The 17,107-nt window shown below is 63.1% G+C and carries 15 protein-coding genes and 1 pseudogene; 4 read left to right on the top strand and 12 right to left on the bottom strand.

All coding sequences use genetic code 11. The annotated features are described in order from the left end of the window. Positions 1-153 precede the first annotated feature (153 nt). Positions 154-1,602, top strand: a complete 1,449-nt coding sequence (locus tag NATGR_RS15720) for a DHH family phosphoesterase (protein WP_005581100.1) — start codon at positions 154-156, stop codon at positions 1,600-1,602. Here the strand turns inward: NATGR_RS15720 and NATGR_RS15715 are convergent. The 9 genes from NATGR_RS15715 to NATGR_RS15675 form a co-directional block, all read right to left on the bottom strand. Further along, positions 1,599-1,892, bottom strand: coding sequence for a PRC-barrel domain-containing protein (locus NATGR_RS15715; protein ID WP_005581099.1), 294 nt, complete (start codon positions 1,890-1,892; stop codon positions 1,599-1,601). The two genes, NATGR_RS15720 and NATGR_RS15715, sit on opposite strands and share 4 nt — an antisense overlap. Positions 1,893-2,062: 170 nt before the next feature. Further along, entirely contained in the window at positions 2,063-3,166 is a 1,104-nt protein-coding gene (locus tag NATGR_RS15710; protein WP_005581098.1) for a phosphotransacetylase family protein, read from the bottom strand. Continuing rightward, the gene (gene acs, locus NATGR_RS15705) at positions 3,163-5,259 is read right to left on the bottom strand and encodes an acetate--CoA ligase alpha subunit (RefSeq protein WP_005581097.1); all 2,097 of its coding nucleotides are present in this window, start codon (positions 5,257-5,259) and stop codon (positions 3,163-3,165) included. Before acs ends, NATGR_RS15710 begins: the two co-directional genes overlap by 4 nt. 96 nt (positions 5,260-5,355) lie before the next feature. Further along, complete coding sequence (locus NATGR_RS15700; protein ID WP_005581096.1) at positions 5,356-6,546, bottom strand: metal ABC transporter permease; 1,191 nt, start codon at positions 6,544-6,546, stop codon at positions 5,356-5,358. Position 6,547: 1 nt separating this feature from the next. Next, positions 6,548-7,288, bottom strand: coding sequence for a metal ABC transporter ATP-binding protein (locus NATGR_RS15695; protein ID WP_005581093.1), 741 nt, complete (start codon positions 7,286-7,288; stop codon positions 6,548-6,550). Between the two features lie 54 nt (positions 7,289-7,342). Next, positions 7,343-8,737, bottom strand: coding sequence for a metal ABC transporter substrate-binding protein (locus tag NATGR_RS15690; protein WP_015233788.1), 1,395 nt, complete (start codon positions 8,735-8,737; stop codon positions 7,343-7,345). 185 nt (positions 8,738-8,922) lie between these two features. Then, the gene (locus NATGR_RS15685; protein ID WP_015233787.1) at positions 8,923-9,873 is read right to left on the bottom strand and encodes a hypothetical protein; all 951 of its coding nucleotides are present in this window, start codon (positions 9,871-9,873) and stop codon (positions 8,923-8,925) included. 366 nt (positions 9,874-10,239) lie between these two features. Next, entirely contained in the window at positions 10,240-10,653 is a 414-nt protein-coding gene (locus NATGR_RS15680; RefSeq protein WP_005581083.1) for a hypothetical protein, read from the bottom strand. 55 nt (positions 10,654-10,708) lie between these two features. Next, positions 10,709-11,854, bottom strand: a complete 1,146-nt coding sequence (locus NATGR_RS15675; protein ID WP_005581081.1) for a YhjD/YihY/BrkB family envelope integrity protein — start codon at positions 11,852-11,854, stop codon at positions 10,709-10,711. 281 nt (positions 11,855-12,135) lie between these two features. On the opposite strand from NATGR_RS15675, the gene dpsA reads away from it, so the two are divergent. Further along, a complete protein-coding gene (dpsA, locus tag NATGR_RS15670) occupies positions 12,136-12,681 on the top strand; it encodes a DNA starvation/stationary phase protection protein DpsA (RefSeq protein WP_005581080.1) in 546 nt (181 codons plus the stop codon). A gap of 460 nt (positions 12,682-13,141) precedes the next feature. Here dpsA and NATGR_RS20010 read toward each other — a convergent pair whose 3' ends face one another. Beyond that, positions 13,142-13,306: a DUF7331 family protein gene (locus NATGR_RS20010; protein ID WP_005581078.1), complete on the bottom strand. Its 165-nt coding sequence runs from the start codon at positions 13,304-13,306 to the stop codon at positions 13,142-13,144. 162 nt (positions 13,307-13,468) lie between these two features. Between NATGR_RS20010 and NATGR_RS15665 the strand changes: the two are divergent. After that, positions 13,469-13,993, top strand: a pseudogene (locus tag NATGR_RS15665) (macro domain-containing protein). Between the two features lie 540 nt (positions 13,994-14,533). Beyond that, positions 14,534-15,238, top strand: a complete 705-nt coding sequence (locus tag NATGR_RS15655; RefSeq protein WP_005581073.1) for a hypothetical protein — start codon at positions 14,534-14,536, stop codon at positions 15,236-15,238. Between the two features lie 309 nt (positions 15,239-15,547). Here NATGR_RS15655 and NATGR_RS20005 read toward each other — a convergent pair whose 3' ends face one another. Beyond that, the gene (locus NATGR_RS20005) at positions 15,548-15,745 is read right to left on the bottom strand and encodes a hypothetical protein (RefSeq protein ID WP_005581072.1); all 198 of its coding nucleotides are present in this window, start codon (positions 15,743-15,745) and stop codon (positions 15,548-15,550) included. 98 nt (positions 15,746-15,843) lie between these two features. Beyond that, complete coding sequence (purM, locus tag NATGR_RS15645; RefSeq protein WP_005581071.1) at positions 15,844-16,836, bottom strand: phosphoribosylformylglycinamidine cyclo-ligase; 993 nt, start codon at positions 16,834-16,836, stop codon at positions 15,844-15,846. Between the last annotated feature and the right edge of the window lie 271 nt (positions 16,837-17,107).

Raw genomic sequence — 17,107 nt, 5'->3', positions numbered from 1 at the left:
CTTTCTCTCTGTGTCGGCCGTTCGTCGGGACGATAGATCACAGGCAGCCGCCCGGTTTCGAGAAGCGTTTCATCAATACCGGAGCGGGCGATCGGTCGCAAAAGGTACCAATCTTCGGGAGCGTTAAGTGTGGTCGGTCCGACCACACGTTCAATGAGTACGGGGGTTACGATCTCGTCGATATCTGACTACGCTATCTTGGGGTGTGGGAGCGTTGGCTACGCCGTTGCCGAGGAACTCGTCGAACAGGGGAAAAACGTCCGTATCATCGACCGCGACGAGAGTCGCGTCGAATCGCTTCGAGACCAGGATCTAGACGCACGAACCGCAGACATCCGCGAACCCGACGTCGCGGACCTGGTCGCCGAACGCGACGTTATCCTCATTCTCGCCTCGGACGTCGAATCCAACAAGGAAGCCGTCTCCCACATCCGCGAGGAGAACGACGGGCAATTCGTCGTTGCTCGAGCCAGCGATCCCGTCTCGGGCGACGAACTCGAGGAACTCGGGGCCGACATCGTCATCAATCCGTCGTCGGTGATCGCCGAGTCTGCACTGCGGGCACTCGAGTCGGGGGAACTCGAGTACAACGCGGGTAAACTCGCCGCAACCCTCGAGGAGACGGCGAATCGGCTGGCGATCATCACCAAGGACAGTCCGGACCCGGATTCGATTGCGGCGGCGGCGGCGATGCAGGCTATCGCAGACCACCTGGGTGTTGACTCGGACATCATCTACCTGGGTGACGTCGGCCACCAGGAGAATCGGGCGTTCGTCAACCTGTTGGGGATCGATCTCGTCCAGTGGAGCGAGATCGAGGACGCCTCGGACTACGACACCGTCACGATGGTCGATCACGCGACCAGCGGGGAGATCGATCTCGAGGTCGACGCCCTCATCGATCACTCCGAACCCGAAGACGAGTACGAACCGGGCTTCGTCGATATTCGACCGAATATGTCATCGACATCGACTATCATGACGAAGTACATTCAGGAGTTCGACATGAACGTCTCCGAGGAGGTTGCAACGGCGCTTCTGTACGGAATCCGCGCCGAGACCCTGGATTTTAAACGCGACACGACTCCTGCGGACCTCACCGCCGCTGCCTACCTCTATCCGTTCGCAAACCACGACACCCTAGAACAAGTGGAGTCGCCGTCGATGTCGCCCGAGACACTGGACGTCCTCGCGGAGGCGATCGCCAACCGTGACGTCCAGGGGAGCCATCTCGTCTCGAACGCCGGTTTCGTTCGCGACCGCGAGGCGCTCACGCAGGCAGCGAGTCACCTCCTGAATCTCGAGGGCGTCACGACGACCGCCGTTTTCGGGATCGCCGACGAGACGATCTTCCTTGCGGGACGTTCGAAAGACATTCGGATCAACATCGGCAAGGTGTTAGACGACGCCTACGGCGATATCGGTGAAACGGCGGGTCACTCGACGCAAGCGAGTGCGGAGATCCCACTGGGCATCTTCACGGGGATCGAAATCTCCGAAGATACGCGTGACACGCTGTTACAGTTGACCGAAGAGGCGGTCAAGCGAACGCTGTTCGACGCGATGGGCGTCGATGGGGCGGAAGGATCGAACGGGAATTAGGCGACTAGTTCCTCTTGTTCCTCGTCCGGATCACGGACGCGTTCGACGACGTCGTTGACGAGGACGACGTCACCGACTGCGCGGACCCACCGGTAGGGGACGATGACGCCCTGTCCCGTCTCCGTTTCGGTCGTAAACAGCTCGGCGTTCAGGTTCCCCAGTGCGAGTCCGGTGACGGCTTCGCCGTCGACGTTTAGTTGTAGATCCTCGACTTCGCCGACGAAGACGCCGCTGTTCGAGTACACCTCGCGGCCGACGAGGGAGGTGATCTCTTGTGGAGAGTCGTCCATGTCTACCATGTGTGGCCTCATGGGGGGCTGACTCTTAATTCTTGGTCAGACGGAGACTCGGACGGATTGTCGTAACGAGGTACCGCTGGGATGCGACCTAAAGCGGTTGCATTGAAAACGGCTGATGGGAAACCGTATCACTGGTGCCGACCGCTCACCGACGATCGGCGCTACTGGTGGCCGAGAATCGTGTCGACGGCCGCGTGATCGGTCAACAGTTCCTGCATTCGGTCGACAGTCTCCTCGTCGCGAGTACGCCCGGTTCGAACGACGTCTTCTGCGCGCTCGACCGTGGTCAACGTATCAGTCTGGACCGAGAGGATCGGCACCCCCTTGTCGGCAGCCTGACCGATGAGTGCGCCCGATGGACGATGACCGCCAGTCAGGATGAGACAGCGGACGCCGGAGGCCTCGAGAGCGGCCGCGTGAATCTCGGCGCGGTCACCGCCCGTGATCACGGCGGCATCTTTCGTGCGACGGAAGTGTCGTAGTGCGCTGTCTGCACCCATCGCTCCGACGGCGAACCGCTCGAGGTAGGCGTCGGTTCCCTCCTCGACGAGCGTGGTCGCCCCGAGTTCGTTCGCGAGTTCACCGACAGTGACACCAGACAGCGTCTGTTCTCGTGGCACCACTCCGTGGACTGGAACGTCACGTCCCTCGAGGAAGGGGACGACATCGGTCTCGAGTTGGTCGTAGACGGCATCGGCGACGTCGTTGAAGACGACGCCAGCGAGTCGCTCCCCGAAACTGTGTGCTGCAGCGAGCACGTCGTCGACGTCGCTGGGTCGTTCGTACGGTGCGACGATCACGACTTGCGCGTCGAGCAAGTCTGCGACGTCGGCGTCGGTGAGTTCGACGATGCCGCCGACGTCGTACTGGCCGCCGCCCTCGACGAACAGCCGGTCGTGGTTCACCGCGAGCGTCTCGAACGCCTCTCGGACTCGCTCCCGGAGATCGTCGGGGTCCTCACGTCCTCGAAGCGCCTGCTCGATGAACGTCGGGGAGTAGACGACGGGCTCTAAGTCGTGCATTTCGCCGTCCAGTTCGAGCAGGTCGCGTGCGAGCATGGGGTCTTCGTCGAGAGTCTTTCCGACGTTGCTCTGGAGTCGGGTCCCTTTGGGTTTCATGTAGCCGACGCTATCACCCTCTGTGGCGGCGATTCGGGCGAGCGCCAGTGTGATGGCAGTTTTCCCGGTACTCTCCTCGAGCGAGGCAAAGAGGATCGGGTCGGTGTCGGTTCCGGTCGTGTCGTTCTGGGTATCGGTGTCGGTCATAGTTTCTCCGTGTCAACGGTGAGTCGAAGATCGATCGCCTGTACGCCGTCTGGTCCCGCGACGAGCGGGTTCACGTCGAGTTCGAGGATCGACGGGAAGTCGGTCACCAGTTGTGAGAGTCGCTGGATCGTCTCGACGACCTCGTCGACGTCGGCTGGCTCCCGGCCGCGAGCGCCGCGTAACAGCGGTGCCGCCTGGATCTCGTCGATCATCTCGCGGGCGTCGCCCTCGCCGATCGGGGCGACACGAACCGACGTGTCCTCGAGGATCTCGACGAAGATGCCGCCGAGCCCAAAGAGCAACAGCGGTCCGAACTGCGGATCGCGATTCATCCCGACGATCGTTTCGGTCGAGGACTCGAGGTCGACCATCTCTTGGACCTGGATGCCGACGATCGTCGCGTCGGGCTGGTAGTTGCGCGCCCGAGTGACGATCTCCTCGTAGGCGTCGTAGACATCGTCGTCGGCGACGCCGACCTTGACGCCGCCGATGTCGGACTTGTGGGAGATGTCGGGGCTGACGATCTTCATTACGACGTCGCCCTCGATCGACTGGGCGACTTCCCGTGCTCGATCGGGGTCGTCGACGATTTCGCCCTCCGGGATCGGGATGCCGTAGGCTTCGAGCAAGTCCATCGACTCGACGCCCAGCCGGTTGTCGTCGCGGTCTTTCGTCCGCTCTAAGATCTCGCGAGCGCGCTCGCGGTCGACGTCGAACGCGGTTGGGTCGTCGGTCGCTCGCTGACGGACGTCGCGATAGCGAGCGAGCGCGTCGAGTCCCTGGACCGCCCGCGAGGGATCGAAGTAGTTTGGAATACCGACATCTCGCAGGACATCTTCGGCTGCACGAGCACGTTCTCCACCCATGAGACAGGTGACGACCGGTTTGTCGTACGTATCGCGTTTCTCGATGACGACCTCGGAGAGTTCGTCGTAGGGCAACACTGCCGTCGGTGCGCTGACGACGACCGCACTGCCGACGTTGGGGTCGTCCAGTGCGATCTCGAGGGCCTCGGCGAACCGGTCGACGTCGGCGTCGCCGATCGCGTCGATCGGGTTATAGACGTTGGCTTCGTCCGGCATCGCCTCGGTGAGTCGATCGATCGTCACGTCGGTGAAGTCGGCCATCTCGAGTGTCGAGTCGCCGACTGCGTCGGTGGTTAGCACGCCCGGACCGCCGGCGTTGGTGACGATGGCGACGCCGTCCGATTTGGGGTCGGGCAGTCCCGAGAGGGCACGCGCGGAGTCGAACAGTTCTTGGACGGACTCGGCCCGGATCACGCCCGCCTGCTCGAGGCCGGCCTCGTAGGCGCGTTCGCTGCCGGCGATCGCACCTGTATGGGAGGAAGCGGCCTGTGCGCCGGCGTCGGTTCGTCCGGACTTGACTAGTACGATCGGCGTCTCGTCGGTCACCTCACGGGCCGTCTCGATGAACGCCTGTCCGTCGTCGATGTCCTCGAGGTAGCCGATGACGACGTCGGTGTCGGGGTCGTCGCCCCACTCGTCGACGAAGTCGGTCTCGTCGAGGACGGACTTGTTGCCGACCGAGACGACGTCGCGAAAGCCGATCTTCTGTTCGTTGGCCCAGTCTAACACGGCGGTGATGAACGCGCCCGACTGACTCATGAAAGAAATCGAGCCCTCGCGGGCGTTCTCGGGGCCGAACGTGGCGTTCATACCGACTGCGGTCGACATGATCCCCAGGCTGTTGGGGCCGACGACGTTGAGGTCGTACTCGTCGGCTATCTCCCGGAGTTCTCGCTCTCGCTCGGCACCCTCGCCGCCGGTCTCGGAGAAGCCCGCAGTGACGACGACCACGTTCTTCGTTCCAGCTTTCCCGAGTTCCCGGACCGACTCGAGGACGATCGGTGGGGGGACGACGACGACCGCTAGATCGACAGACGGTGCACTCTCGACGCCGGGGTAACACTCGAGCCCGAGCACCTCGTCCCGTTTCGGGTTGACCGGAACGATCTCGCCTGTGTAATCGGCCTGCAGGTTCTCGAGGATCGCCCGGCCGACCGCTCCCTCGCGGTCGGTCGCGCCGATCACGGCGACTGACTCGGGTCTGAATAGCTCGGCTAACCGTCCCATCGTTCGGGCAGTCGTTCCCGAACAGGTTAAATCCGCCCCTGTGTCCCACCGGGTGGCCAGAGCGGGGGTGTCTCCGTCCGACGAATCGGGACAGGATCAGTGGAGCGAGATTGCCGCTCCGGAGCGATCGGAGACGGCGATCGCTGCCAGGTAGATTCCGATAGCGACGACGATGATCGAGCCACCGGACGGAAGGCTCTGTGTCAGCGCGAACGTGTACCCACCGAGGATAGACAGCTGTCCGAAGAGGATCGAGAGGAACAGCGTCTCCCGAAAGCTGTGGGCGATCTGTGAGGCCGCCGCGACGGGGATCACGAGCATGCCGGCGACGAGGATGACGCCGAGCACCTGCATCGCGCCGACGACGACGACTGCCGTCATCACCACGAGCAGCGTGTTGTATGCCGAGACGTTGAGTCGGGCGACGCGGGCGGCCTGTTCGTCGAAGGTGATGAACAGCAACTGTTTGTACGTGACGGCGACGATGGCGACGACTCCGACGGTTAGGGCTGCCATCAGTCGCGAACCGCTCGCCGAGACGACCGAGAGGCTCCCGAAGAGAAACTCCTCGATGTCGACGCCAATGGACATGAATCCGCGTCCCCAACTGATCAGCAACGTTCCGACCGCAAAGCTGCCGGTGAGCATGATCGCGATCGGTACGTCGCCAAAGGAGTTCGTCCGTTCGGTCAGCCACTGGACGCCAAGCGCCCCGATTACGCTGACGACGAGTGCGACGTACAGCAACGATCCCTGCCAACCGGTGACGGCGACGAACAGCAGGCCGACCGCGACGCCCGCGAACGCGGTGTGGGCCAGGGTTTCGCCGATCAACGCCATCTGTCGGTGGACGAGATACGTTCCCACGAGCGGCGCGACGACGCCGACGAGGACGCCGGTCGCGATGTTGCGCCACATGAACGCGTACTGGAAGACTTCCGTTCCCAGGAAGTGGTCGATCCACTCTCCCGCGATCAGAAACTGGTCGAACAGGTAGCCAGCCGCGGGATCGATTCCGGTCGCCGAGTAAACTGCCTCGAGCGGACCGAACGCGTCCGCACCCGGGTACCGTCGGAGCCAATCGAGGGCGATGAAGCCGATCATCGCGGCTGCAAGGACGCCGACGAGTGCGACCCCGATGAGTTCGATATTTCGGCGGAGATGTGACGGCCTCGAGCGGATCGTCGGCCCACCGTAGGCGGCAGTGCCGCCGTCGACTGCAGCGGTTTCGTGCGTATCGCTGCTCTCGTCGTCGTGGTCGTGGTCGTGATCTTTGCTTCCCGTCATCTCAGTGGTGGTGGTGGACGATCTCGCCAGTCTTTCCGTAGGCTTCGCTCAGGGCCTCGCTCTCGACGAACGACTCCGTGTCGCCGTGGTGGTACAGTTCCGTGTTGATACACGCGATCCGGTTGGCCCGATCGGTGACGACGCCGATGTCGTGTTCGATCAGGATGATCGTGATCCCCGACCGATTCAGCGAGTCGAGCAACCGGTAGAATTCGTCGCGGGACTCGGCGTCGACGCCGACGGTCGGTTCGTCCAGCGCGAGCAGGTCGGCCTCGGAGGCGAGTGCACGCGCGATGTAAGCGCGCTGGCGCTGGCCGCCAGAGAGCTGGTTCATCTGCTGGTCAGCGAGGTCGGCGATGCCGACCGTCTCGAGTGCGTCAGCCACGGTCTCGTGGTCTTCGTCGTTCAGCCGGCCGTGTCCGACGTGGGCGAACCGCCCCATCAGGACGCACTCGCGGACGGTGACGGGCATCGTCCCACCGCGGTCGGTCGCCTTCTGTGAGACGTACCCGATCCGTTCGCCGGCCTCGAACTCCTCGATCGGCTGGTCGAACAGCCGGACGGAGCCGCTGTCGGGAGAGAGCAGTCCGAGCATGACGTGCAACAGCGTCGTCTTCCCGGAGCCGTTCGGCCCGATGAGTCCGAGAAAATCACCGTTCTCGACGGTGAGAGTCACCTCCTCGAGGGCCAGCGAGTCTCCGTAGGCAAACGAGACGTTTCGAACGTCGACGACCGATGTCACTGGTAGTTCACTCTCCTTTCCGTCGCTCGTGCGTTTAGGTCTTCCATTTTCCTCTTACTCCGCGCCCAGGGCCTGCCGGAGCGAGGGGATCGTAACCTCTTCCATCTGTTCGATCCAGCCCCAGCCCCGTTCGTTCCACTCGGCTGTGGTCCCCTCGGCGGGGGTGACCGGTGCGTACTCGTCGGCGTCTGTGTTTTCCAGTAGCAATTCGACCATCTGTGGGATGTCCTCGTCTGGGTCCGGTGTCTCGAAGGGATCGTAGAGAATCGTATCGATGTCGAGCTCCTCGACGACCGAGATCGACTCAGAGATGTCCGACTCGGTCTCGGCGGCGTCGGGCGAGATCCCGACCGGCGTGTGGATCTCGAAGTCGTAGCGCTTCTCGAGGTACTGGAACGCGTCGTGGCCCGCGAGGACCGCTACGTCGCGCTCGGCGTCCGCCGCGAGCTGTTCGAACTGGTCGTGAACGTCCTCGAGTCGCTCGACGTAGTCTGCAGCGTTGGCTGCGTACAGTTCAGCGTTGTCCGGGTCCGCCTCGCCGAGTCCGTCGGCGATCGTCTCGACCATCCGCTGGGCCAGGACGGGATCGGCCCAAACGTGGGGATCGTAGAAATCCGGTGCGGCATCGTCTCCGAGTTCCTCGACGACTTCGGCGGTCACGTTGTCGGCGCTCGTGTCCCAGACGACCTCACCGTCGGCGACGAGTTCGAAGACGACCCTGGTCCGACCGGTTTCTTCGCCGTGGAAGATCACCTCGTCGCCCTCCGACGCGATTTCGAGGACATCCTCGTTCGCGCCGTCGACGATCCGGGCGTCGAACTGGAACTGTTCGTCTGTTCCGACCGGGAGAACCCGCCCCTCGTCGTCCTCGAAGATGCCCTCGACGGCGGCGGAGCCGTCGACGGGGATCGCCGGCAGTTCTCCGTGCCAGTGGTCGATATGCCAGTCTGCAGTCTCGTCCCCCGTCTGTCCGTCGTAGACGGCGAAGTCGCCGATCGAGACCGTCTCGGGATCGAACTCGGCGTCGGCAGGCTCCCTGTCGGCCTCCGTCTCCTCGTTCATCGGCAGTAGCTGGTTCTCGAGACCGCCCATCGCGTCGATTAGCACCGTATCGACATCTTCGTCTGCAATCTCGTCCGCGATGTCCTGGGCCCAGGAGAACTCGGGCGTGTCGAGGTAGACGAAGACATCCGACCCGGCGACATTGCGCTGGAGGTCGGCCGGCGGCTCCCAGCCGTGTCCCATCTCGCCGACGTCGACCGGGTTCGTGATCTCTATCTCGTCGCCGACGATCTCTTCCGTCCAGTCCCAGAGGGTGAAAAACGCAGCGTACCCCTCTGTCTCGCCGGGGCTTCCATCCTCGCCGGGCTCGCTCAGACAGCCGGCGACCGTCCCCAGCGCGAGTGCACCGGTGCTCGCGCAGAGCAGCGAACGGCGTGATAGTTTCATGTGTGACAGTACGCGCTCGTGGTTAAAAGTATTATTATATTGTAAGAGTTATTTAACAACTGGTGGCAGTCGGTGGAGTCGGGTTAGTAACAGTCGGGACTCTCGCAGTACGAGGTCGAAAACGAAACGGAGCGAGCGCCGGTGCGACGACCGACTAGAGGATGGAGACGAACGGGGGACGTAGATCAGTGGTCTTCGACTTCGACCTCGATCGGCGGGCTCTCCCAGTCGGCGTGGTCGTCGTGCCAGAGCTTGAAGACGACTTCCGTCTCGCCCTCGGACTCACCGTAGATGTGGACGTGGTCGCCGTGCCAGTGCTCGTCGGAATCGATCTCGACGATACCTCCTTCGGCGTCGTCAGCGACCGAGACAGCGAGTGCGTACTCCTCGTTGCTGCCGATCGGGATCTCGTCGCCGTGATCGTCGGTGAACACCGCACCCAGCGAGACGTTGTCATCGACGTGAATATGTGGCAGTTCGCCGTGCCAGTGGTCGTCGTGGACGTCCGCGACGACTTCGTCGTCCGACCGATCGACGATCTCGAGATCCTCGACCTCGACGTGGCCGTGATCGTGACCGTCGTCGTGGTGGCCGACCTCCGTCTCGAGTTCGGGCGTCTCGTAGACGACGTCGCCGTCCTCGACGAGTTGGAAGACGACGTCCGTGAAGCCGTCTTCCTCGCCGTGGACGTGGATGTGATCGCCGTGGGACTCGATCTCGACGATCTCGTTTGCTCCCTCGACGACTTCGCCAGTCAGTTCGAGTTCGTCACCGAGTTCGACCTCGTCACCCTCCTCGTCTTCGACGTAGGCACCGAGCGAGAGGTTGTCGTCGTGGGGTACCTCGAGCGGGTCGTCGTGCCAGTGATCGCCGTGAACGTAGACGAGGATGTCCTCTTCGTGGTCGCGGTCGAGTACTTCGAACTCTTCGATGCCGATCTCGTCGTAGACGTCGCCGTGATCGGGGTCGTCGTCGTGATCGTGGTCGTCGTCGTGATCGTCATCGTCGTCGTGCTCATCGCCGTGGTCGTCGCCGTCACCGTCGTCGCCGAGACAACCGGCGACACCGAGTGCAGTCAGCGAACCGGTCGTCGCGAGTAGCGTTCGGCGGGACGTCGAATGTGGTGCGTCAGTCATCTGTAACACCCCCTTGCGGAGAGTTAGTAATGAATCTAACGATATTATTAACAAGACCTAACTGTGTATTCGACATTACTAAGAGTCCGGAGTGGTAGCTACTCGAGCGAAACGCATGTCGTTCGACGACACCCGTCGTGTCGGACGGCCTCGGACGGTTTCCTGCCAGCCAGTGCCGGCGCACTCCGCGACACAAGCAGTTACACCGACGAGCTGGGACAGCAATCCGTATCAGACGGCGACGCGTCGTGTGTCGACCGCCACCATCGTTCCCCGGAGAGCCTGTATTTTGTGCGCGCACTCGAGGGAGAGAAACAGTCGTCGCACGTGGAAATGACTACCCGATCGGGAGAAATCAGCAAGACGTTACTCGAGTGCAACCACGAGTTCGACCCCGTCACGACGCCGGTAGCTCGCTCCGCGGTCGGTGCGAACGACCTCGAAGGCGTCAAACCGGATCACCAGCCGACCGGGATCGATTGTCGCCCGGAGCATCGGTCCGCGGCTAGTCACGACGACGTACGGCGGGCCGGGGATCGGTTGGGCCTGCAGTTCGTACCCCGTCGCGTCGACGGCGTCTTCGAGGACCGCCGGAAACTCCTCGAGTACGCCCGCCGTCTCGAGTTCCGATCGGAACTCGTCCACGAGCGCATCGCGGTTCGTCGTTCGTGCAGTGTCCCAGGGTTCGGCGACGGCGTCGGCACAGCAGTCGACGGTTGCGACGATCGAGCCGTGGTCCTCGCGGAGTCGCCGTCGCGTCTCGCGTACCGGGTTCGACACGACCGTCGATGTGCTCGCGAGCTACTACAATCTCCCGACTCCCGGTCCAGCCCAGTTACTCGCGTTTGACGACGCCGATTCGAACGTCACCGATGCGTGCGAGGACTGCTTCCACCGTCCGCTGCCACGCTGGTTTCCGGCGTTTCCCGAGTTCGCGCCGCAATCGCTCGTTCTCGGTCTCGAGACTTCGAGTTCGTCGCTCGAGGTCGTCGACTTCGTCCTCGAGTCGATAGCGGCGCGTTCGCTGTGCTTTGAGGTTGTTGCGTAACTGATCGCGCTCGCGTTCGAGGGTCGACACACGCTCGGCGAGGTGATCGCGTTCACGCTGTCGGGCGTCGGTAAACGGGAGCCGGTCAGGGTCGGAACTCTGCTCGGCGATAGCCGTCTCGTTCGTCTCGAATGTCTCGTCGCCGGGCTCGAGATAGCCAGTCCCGGTTGCGTTGACGACGGCACCGGCGAGCAAGACGAGTCCGCCGAAGTAAAGCCAGGTCAGCAACAGGAGAATAGCCCCGACTACGCCCGCGGCTTCGGAGCTGGTGGCGATGGAGACGTACACCCGGAACAGCGACTGCAGGACCATCCAGCCCACTGCCGCGAGGACGACGCCGGGAACGACTTCCAGCTTGGAGACGTCGACGCCCGGGAAGTAGTAGTACATCGGGTAGAACGCGGCCGTGAGAACCACGACCAGCAGGAGCGACTGTAACAGACCGAAGCCGGGAACGTCGGGGAGAAACGCGAAGAGGATTCCGGTGCCAGCAGCCGCGAACAGCCCACCGCCGATCGCTCCGAACACGAGGAAAGCGTCCCGTAGCTGGCCGACGAACGAGCCTGCATCTGTCGTTCCATAGATCTCCGAGAACGCCGTATGCAAGCCGCGGAAGATTTTCAGCGATCCCCATACGAGGACGACGACGCCGAGGGCTGTCGAGCCAGCGGTCGCCGGCGAGTCTTCGAGGGATTCCTCGATCAACAGCTGTCCGCTCTCGGGGAGAACACCCTCGGTCGTCTCGGTAACCTGCGCCGCGAAGGCGTCGTCGCCGACGAGCGTCACGAAGAAAAACAAGAGCACGAGCAACGGCAGCAGCGAAATAAACGCCTGGTAGGCGATGCTTGCAGCCATAAACGGGACGTTCTTCTCCTGGATGCCTGCGACGACGGCCTTGCCAAACGAGATGGCGTCCCGAAATCCGGTTGCCATACGAGTAAAAACGGATCGAACACTGTTATGCCGGTAGCTTGCAGTTCCCGTGTTCCGACAGCGTGTGTCTGGCGACCAGTGGTGTCAGTCTAGAGTCGCTCGTCGACGACGCAGCGTCACCCCACCGCGGACGCCGTGTCGTAGCGTCCCGAACGCGATCAGTCCGAGTGCGAGTATAGGAAACAATCTATGGCAAATTAGGACTGATTATTTGCTAATGAGGAAAAAATCTTCTCCGATGGGAAGGCTTTAAGTAGTTCGGCGGCATACACTGAATTGCTATGAGTAAACAGCAGACCGTCCGCCAGTCAGCAGACACTGTCGAGGACAACGACCTTCGTCTCGACCAAGAGAAAGCCGAACAGATCGTCGACGCGCTGAACACGGAACTGGCGAACTCGTACGTGCTGTACCACCAGCTCAAGAAACACCACTGGGTAGTCGAGGGTGCCGAGTTCCTGCCGCTGCACGAGTTCCTCGAGGAGGCCTACGAGCACGTCGAAGAGGGTGCAGACGTCGTTGCCGAACGCGCCCAGGCGCTCGGCGGCGTCCCCGTTTCCGGCCCGACGAACCAAGAGCAGCGCGCGACCGTCGAGTTCGAGGGCGAGGACGTCTACGACGTTCGAACGATGCTCGAAAACGACCTCGAGATGTACGGCGACATCATCGAGTCGATGCGTGGGAGCATCGAACTCGCGGACAACCTCGGTGACTACGCTACGGCCGAACTCCTCCGCGAGATCCTCGTCGAACTCGAGGAAGACGCCCACCACTTCGAACACTACCTCGAGGACGACACGCTGGTGCTCGAGGAAGCGACGAAGTAAGGAGTCGCGTGCGGCTGGCGAGTGGTCGGGTGGCGTCTCTGGCCTGAGTTGACGGACCGAGACCGATACCGAGTGTTTTTCACGGCGGCTGTAACTCACGCCGACGAAGAGTCAGACGGTCAGGAGTGCATCTCGAGGGAGTTGCGTGGTGAACTGCGCAGACGGGTTGTTGGAGTCGTCGGTACGCCCGCGACCGGAAGCGGAGACACCGGATGTCGGTACAGCAAGCTACACCAGTGTTCGAGAGACGAACCGGTCGTGGCTCGATTTCGGCGCTGGAGGGCCGTATCGTCTAGTGGCGGGCCAAGCCTGCACTGATGGGTCGAATCTGGCGGCGTGGCTCGATTCGACCCGTCAGTCGACGGTTGGGACGGTACTAGTGCTTTGGCAAGCCTGAACGGATGAGTGAAACTGAATGCGGTCGTCTGGGTTCACGCATCAGTCGACGCTTGGCGGAGTACTAGCGGTCGACCTCGACGGTCAGATCAGTCGCGATCCAGCCGTCGGTGTTGTCGCGTTCGGTAAAGACGACGTTGCCGGGACGAGTTTCGTGGCTGGTCACGACTGCCGAGGGCTCCTCGGGTTCGTCGGCATCGGAATCCTGCCTGCGGGCGGGTACGTCCATTACGATGAGTTAGGTGAGCCTAAATCTAAAAGGGTTTTGGTCAGCTGAAGACGTTGAGAAGCCTCTCCCATCGTGAGTGTCTGCGCGTCGTCCAGTTCGACAGCAGGTGACAGAACGACTGCGTGGTGTACTTTCACCCTGATCGCGGTCGTACTCGCGCGTATGGAGTTCGACATCGTTCAGGGAGACATCGCCGAACAGTCCGCCGACGCGTTCGTCAACGCCGCCGGAACCAGTCTCCGGATGGGCTCGGACGTCGCCGGCGCGCTCGGGCGGGCCGCCGGCGAGGAGATCAACGAGGAAGCGGTGGAGAGCGGACCAGTGGATCTGGGCGAGGTCGCCGTCACCGACGCCTACGACCTGGACGCGGGCCGCGTCATCCACGCGGCGGCGATGCCACACTACGGCGACGGTGAGGCGACCGAGGCGAGCATCCGCGACGCGACCCAGAACGCGCTCGAGACGGCGGACGAACTCGGCTGCGAGTCGCTCGTTCTGCCGGCGCTGGGCTGTGGCGTCGCTGGGTTCGACCTGCTCGAGGGTGCCGAGATAATCGGCGAGTAGATCGAAGCGTCCGAACCGGAGACACTCGAGGACGTCCGGTTCATCGCCTACGGCGACGAGGAGTACGACGCGATTCGGTCGGCGACCGCCGAACAGACGTCCGACACCGAAGCCGACCGATAGCGAACCGTCACGAAGGCTCGATCGAAACCCGGTCCAGCCATCAGCCGGCGAACGCCCGCGGCGTTTTCGTCCAGTCGTACCCGTCGACCCGCAGCGACGGCCTCGTCTCCTCGGGGAGTTGCTCGTACTCCCGGAGGAACGCGTACAGTCCGGACCGGCCGCCGAAGTCGCCGACGAACCACAGACAGAGCCGCGGGACCCGGACTCGTTCGCGATCGGGATCGTATTCGACAGTCTGCTCGAGATGGACTCGCGTCGAGTCGTCGAGTGCCTCGTCGACGGTCGCCGGATCGTACGGCCTATCAACGGACAGCTCTCGGCCCCGCAGTTGAGCGCGAAGTGAATCCGGGGATCGGACTCGAGGCGATACTCGCTCAGAAACCCCGATCGGGGCAGCTGGGGCAGGTAGCCGACGAGCGCCGCACGGAGTTGCGTGACGGACACGACTCGACCTCGAGTACACGACATCGCAATAAAAATATGCTTACGAATACTGGCGAAGCTTCAAGCCGATTCCGTCCTGAACACAGAGCGAGTCGAATGACCCGAACGGCCGCGGAAAGCGGGTTCGAGACGTTCGTAAACGACACCATCGAGACGACCAGACGGGAGTTCAGCGTCGCTCGCGCCCTCGAGGGGACGGGGCTCGGAGCCGGTGGAATCGTCGTCGACAAACTCCGCCGAAACGCCGATGCTCTCGAGCGGGCCGTCGTCGAGCCGGAGCTAGATACCTACCGGCGACGATCGGTCGAACAGTTCCGGCTCGTCCTCGAGTGCGTCGATAGCGGTGAACCGGTCGACGCCGTCGCCGACGAGTTACTCGAGCGCGACGGGTACGTGGCGGCGCTCGCTCCCCAGGCCGAGCCGTCGAAGCGACGAGCTATCGAGGAGGCGACGCTCGAGCGACTGCAGCGGCTCCGAGACGGGGTCGAGCCGATCGTCCAGCGGCCGGAAAAGCGGTTCTGGCCGGCAGCCAGGGCGGCGTTCGACGCGGGAGAGGCGACCGATCTCGTCGACGAGGCCTTCCCATTTACCGATCCGTTGCAGCGACACCGAGAGGCGTTCGCGTTCGTGGTCGAGGTCGATCCCGGTGACGTGCTCGGCGGCCGGTTCACTGCCAGTCTGCCGAGCGTCTCGCTCGAGTACACCGACGAGGCGGTCCGGGCGATGTGTCGGGCCGAGCGACAGGTGATCGCAGAGACAAAAAGAGAGATCGGGAGGCAGTTCGACGACGGCGACGGGTGACTGTCGGCGGAGAGACAGCGGCTTTGCAATCGGCACCGAAAGAGACGTACGACCACCGAATCGAGGGAGCCGGAGGACTTCCCGCTCCCGAACGTCGGTCCCGGACCGGACCCGTTCTCGCTCGCCGACCTGCCGGCGACCGTCGACTTCGCGGTGTTGTTCTTCCAGCGGGACTACTACTGTACGAACTGCCGGCGTCAGGTTCAGTTCAGGATCTAGCCGACAGGATCGACGACTTCCGCGAGCGAGACACCGAACGGTCTCGATCGGTCCCGAACCGCGCGAGCGCGTCGCGGAGTGGCAGGCCAACTACGACCTTCCGTCCCCCTGCTTGCAGACGCGGACGTATCGGTCGGCGAGAACTACGCTCAGTCCGTCCGGCCAGGTATTCTCGGCTGGATGAGCGATTTCTTCGACCGGATGCCCGAGGTCGCGGTCGTCGACCGCCGCGGTGAGGAGCCGGAACTCGACGTTCGACCGGCCAACAATCAGCGATTTACTTGCCAAACTGGACGATCTGCGGGAGAGCGACGACGCGTCGGCCGAGAGCTGATCGCTCTCGAGTCGGGAACCGAATCACTCCGTTCCCAGTTACAGGAAGTGTCTCAGGACAGCGAAAGACCGCGGATCTCCACCGAACGCCCGTCCTCGACGTGACCGATGATCCGGCCGTCGGTCTCGGCCACGAGGTCGTCGGCTCGTTCCTCGGGGACGGCGACGACGAAACCGGTGCCCATGTTGAACGTTCGGTGCATCTCCTCGTCGGTCACGTTGCCCTCTTCCTGAACGAACTTGAAGACCGACTGGGCCGGGCACGGATCGTCGATCGCGTACTCGTACTTACCCATCCGCAGGAGGTTCGTCCACCCGCCGCCAGTGACGTGAGCCGCCGCACGGACGCCGTGGTCGTGCATCGACTCGAGCAGGTCCGTGTAGATTCGGGTCGGACGCAACAGCTCTTCGCCGATCGTGCGCTCGTCGTCGTACGGGAACGGATCGGTGTACTCGTGATCGCGGGTGACGGCCTCGCGTGCTAGGGTGAGCCCGTTCGAGTGGATGCCATTCGATGGGAACCCGACCAGCGTGTCCCCAACGGCGGCCTCGCCCTCGAGAAGTTCGTCTTTCGCTGCCAGACCAGCACAGGTTCCCGCGAGGTCGAAGCCCTGCACGACATCGGGCATCACCGCGGTCTCGCCGCCGAGCATCGTCAGGTCGGCTTCCTCCAGACCGACCGCGAGACCCTCGCCGATCTCGTTGGTGATGGTCTCGTCGGGGTCGTCGATCGCGAGGTAGTCGACGAAGCCGACGGGTTCGACGCCCGCGGCGACGAGGTCGTTGACGTTCATCGCAATGCAGTCGATGCCGATCGTCGAGAACTCCTCGATGGCCTCGGCGACGAGCAGTTTCGTGCCGACACCGTCGGTTGCGAGTGCCAGGTAGCGATCGCCGATGTCGATCAGCCCTGCGTACTCTGTCGTGAGGTCGCTCCCGAAGGCCTCGAGCAGCGCTGCGGTGGCGTTCTCGCTGGCCTCGATGTCGACGCCGGTGTCGGCGTAGGTGAGTCGGTCCTCCGTCCCGTCGTCAGCTGGATCGGTCATGAGTGAACGACCTCGTGGCGCGAGCAAAAGATCACCGGTCCCGCCGCAGCCGCTCGTCGAACGGGAATCGGCGTCGCGTCCTGTTGTGTCGTATCGGCCCGCCACTCGGCGGTCGCGGTATGGACTACTGATACAGAATGCTGTACCGATGTCCTGGCGCGACCGCGAGCGCTCCTGGGGTCGCGCCGGAGATGACTGACAGCAAACCGTATGAGCGGTGCTGTGGGTTTTTATTCGCCTCGTCGATCTGGCTAGTAACGCTTAAAACAAA

The sequence above is a fragment of the Natronobacterium gregoryi SP2 genome (assembly GCF_000230715.2).
GTDB lineage: Archaea > Halobacteriota > Halobacteria > Halobacteriales > Natrialbaceae > Natronobacterium > Natronobacterium gregoryi.
This window is presented reverse-complemented; position numbering and strand designations above follow the sequence as displayed.

Bases quoted from the DNA above. Each gene is read 5' to 3' on its own strand.
- NATGR_RS15720 (WP_005581100.1), top strand. From the start codon at position 154: ATGAGTACGGGGGTTACGATCTCGTCGATATCTGACTACGCTATCTTG.
- NATGR_RS15715 (WP_005581099.1), bottom strand. From the start codon at position 1,892: ATGGACGACTCTCCACAAGAGATCACCTCCCTCGTCGGCCGCGAGGTG.
- NATGR_RS15710 (WP_005581098.1), bottom strand. From the start codon at position 3,166: ATGACCGACACCGATACCCAGAACGACACGACCGGAACCGACACCGAC.
- acs (WP_005581097.1), bottom strand. From the start codon at position 5,259: ATGGGACGGTTAGCCGAGCTATTCAGACCCGAGTCAGTCGCCGTGATC.
- NATGR_RS15700 (WP_005581096.1), bottom strand. From the start codon at position 6,546: ATGACGGGAAGCAAAGATCACGACCACGACCACGACGACGAGAGCAGC.
- NATGR_RS15690 (WP_015233788.1), bottom strand. From the start codon at position 8,737: ATGAAACTATCACGCCGTTCGCTGCTCTGCGCGAGCACCGGTGCACTC.
- NATGR_RS15685 (WP_015233787.1), bottom strand. From the start codon at position 9,873: ATGACTGACGCACCACATTCGACGTCCCGCCGAACGCTACTCGCGACG.
- NATGR_RS15675 (WP_005581081.1), bottom strand. From the start codon at position 11,854: ATGGCAACCGGATTTCGGGACGCCATCTCGTTTGGCAAGGCCGTCGTC.
- dpsA (WP_005581080.1), top strand. From the start codon at position 12,136: ATGAGTAAACAGCAGACCGTCCGCCAGTCAGCAGACACTGTCGAGGAC.
- NATGR_RS20010 (WP_005581078.1), bottom strand. From the start codon at position 13,306: ATGGACGTACCCGCCCGCAGGCAGGATTCCGATGCCGACGAACCCGAG.
- NATGR_RS15655 (WP_005581073.1), top strand. From the start codon at position 14,534: ATGACCCGAACGGCCGCGGAAAGCGGGTTCGAGACGTTCGTAAACGAC.
- purM (WP_005581071.1), bottom strand. From the start codon at position 16,836: ATGACCGATCCAGCTGACGACGGGACGGAGGACCGACTCACCTACGCC.